Origin of the sequence: Acinetobacter sp. USHLN143 (assembly GCF_037145695.1) — a bacterium.
GTDB classification, from domain to species: Bacteria; Pseudomonadota; Gammaproteobacteria; order Pseudomonadales; family Moraxellaceae; genus Acinetobacter; species Acinetobacter fasciculus.
The window spans coordinates 1-2545 of the sequence record NZ_JBBCWZ010000145.1 but is presented as its reverse complement, the minus strand read 5'-3'; the positions used below and the strand labels follow the sequence as shown (position 1 = coordinate 2545).

At 36.2% G+C, this 2545-nt stretch carries 1 protein-coding gene; it reads left to right on the top strand.

Translation table 11 applies throughout. The features are described 5' to 3' along the window. Positions 1 to 130 precede the first annotated feature (130 nt). Entirely contained in the window at positions 131 to 2086 is a 1956-nt protein-coding gene (locus WFH18_RS17235; protein ID WP_000693745.1) for an alkyl/aryl-sulfatase, read from the top strand. Positions 2087 to 2545: the final 459 nt, after the last annotated feature.

Here is a 2545-nt window from a genome sequence, read left to right as displayed (position 1 = left end):
AGATGAGTTTTACTATGACCAGCTACCACAACAAAATAAGGTAGCTTAACTAGAGCAGAGTATCACTTATAAATAAGCTTTTAGTTGTTCAAACATGTGGGACCACCTCTATTTAAAAAAAGGAAAGAAGATGAAAATTAAGTTTTTAACAGTTTCATTGATGCTTATTCTGCCATTTTCTGTTTTTGCAGCAAATACTGTAGTAGAAAAAGCGGTCATTGAATCAAATAATACATATAAGGCGAAGTATAACTTAGAGGATATGACTGAGTTTAATCAGGCTCAAAAGGGCTTTATTGCCAAGCCAACAGGTCAAATTAAAAGTGAGAAAGGCAATGTTATCTGGGATTTTGATGCATTTAGTTTTTTACAAGATCAAGCACCAAATACCGTTAATCCCACTCTATGGCGACAAGCAAAATTAAACAACAATGTTGGGCTATTTAAAGTAACAGATCGAGTTTGGCAAATTCGTGGTTTTGATTTGGCAAATATGACCATCATTCAGGGTGATACTGGCTGGATTATTGTGGATACATTAACCTCTAAAGAAACGGCTGAAGCAGCACTTAAATTTGCTAGACAGCATTTAGGTGAGCAAAAAATTTCAGCCATTATCTTTACCCATAGCCATATCGATCATTTTGGTGGTGCATTAGGCGTTCTTTCTAGCGAAGAAATTAACGCTAGAAAAACTCCAATTATTGCGCCAAAAGGCTTTATGGAAGAAGCGACCAGTGAAAATGTGATGGCAGGTTCAGCCATGATACGTCGTGCGACTTATATGTATGGAACTTTTCTACCTAAAAATGCGGAAGGATTGGTGGATACAGGTTTAGGTAAGGCTGTTGCTGTGGGAAAAATGGGCATCCTTGAGCCTACACAACTGATCACTCAACCAGAACAGAAAATGACGGTTGATGGCTTGGATTTTGTGTTTTATAACGTGCCGGGTTCAGAAGCACCAGCAGAATTAACGTTCTCTATCCCATCATTGAAACTTTATAACGGCGCAGAAATTCTATCTCATACCATGCATAATCTTTATACCCTTCGGGGTGCTAAAGTCCGTGATGCCTTAAAATGGGTGGGCTATCTAGACCAAGCAATGCAGCATGCCAAAGCATCCGATGTATTGATTGCACAGCATCATTGGCCTGTCTGGGGCAATGACAATATTCAAGATTTTATTAAAACCCAGCGAGATGTTTATAAGTTCACGCATGATCAGACGGTGAGATATATGAACTCTGGTTTTAATGGCGCTGAAATTGCCGAAAAAATTAAGCTTCCAGCGGCACTTGATCAAAAACTATATGCTCATGGCTATTATGGAACCCTAAAACATAATGTAAAAGCAGTATACCAATATTATATGGGATGGTTCGATGCCCATCCTTCCAATTTAGATCCATTACCCCCTAAAGCTGTTGCAAAAAAATATATTGAGTTAGCAGGTGGGGAGAACAATGCATTGAAAAATGCGCGGGATGCCTACGCTCAAGCTGACTATAGATGGGCTGCCGAGATTTTAAAACATATTGTGTTGAATAACCCTCAAAACCAACAAGCAAAAGACTTATTGGCGAATACTTATCGTCAATTGGGCTATGCTGCTGAGGCTTCAACTTGGCGTAATTTCTTTTTGGTGGGCGCTCAAGAGCTACAAAATAATGTACCCCTACAAAATACTTCTGATCCGAGTGATTTATTGATTCATACACCAACTGAAAGATTTCTTGAAGCTATGGCGACAAATTTAGATGTGGAAAATTTAAAAAATGAAAACCAGTGTATCAATCTGGTTTTGTCGGATACCAAAGAGCATTTTTCATTATGGGTTGAAAACTCAGTCATGCAGTTTAAGCGTTATGATGAAAGTAAAGATTTGGCATTGGATTGCCCTACATTAACCTTAACCAAGCCCTTATATCTAAAAATGATTACAGGTCAAATAGAAGGGGTAAAAGTCCTGCTTTCTAAAGACAGTAAAGTCAAAGGTAATCCACTGAAAATTGGAAAATTCTTTGCAATGTTTAAACGTCCAGATTCAATTTTCCCGATTGTGACTCGACCAAATGGCTAAGCTCAAATAAGTAAAGTCGAAACTTAAATTAATAGATCCAAAGAAATGGGTGAAATTATCAACTTGGTTCTCCCAATCTTATAACAGGAATACAAGAAATTATTTCTTGTATTCCTCTTTAAAATTAAAAGTAAGCTATATGTATTTTAACTCTATTGATACTTTATTAAATGGTTTTTGAATTTTTATACTTTATTTTCGATGGAGATATTTTTATTAGTAGCTTGTTTAAAAAAGATTTGTTTATTTTTCTATTAATTGCTTCTAAATAATAACTTCAATATTTTTGTGGTTAAAAGGCAAGGGGGTATTATGATGTGTTTTTTATTGAAAATAAGCTTTTATATTAGGGCGAATTCAAACATGAGGTGCGACAGTTTGAAAAGTCTTATGATAATCAACAAGCTGAGCAAATTTCTCTAATGGTGTAAGCCAATCTAACGCTTTTCTAGGACGAGT

What these genes read in the sequence shown, in the direction of transcription:
- WFH18_RS17235 (WP_000693745.1), top strand. Translation starts at nt 131, where the DNA reads ATGAAAATTAAGTTTTTAACAGTTTCATTGATGCTTATTCTGCCATTT.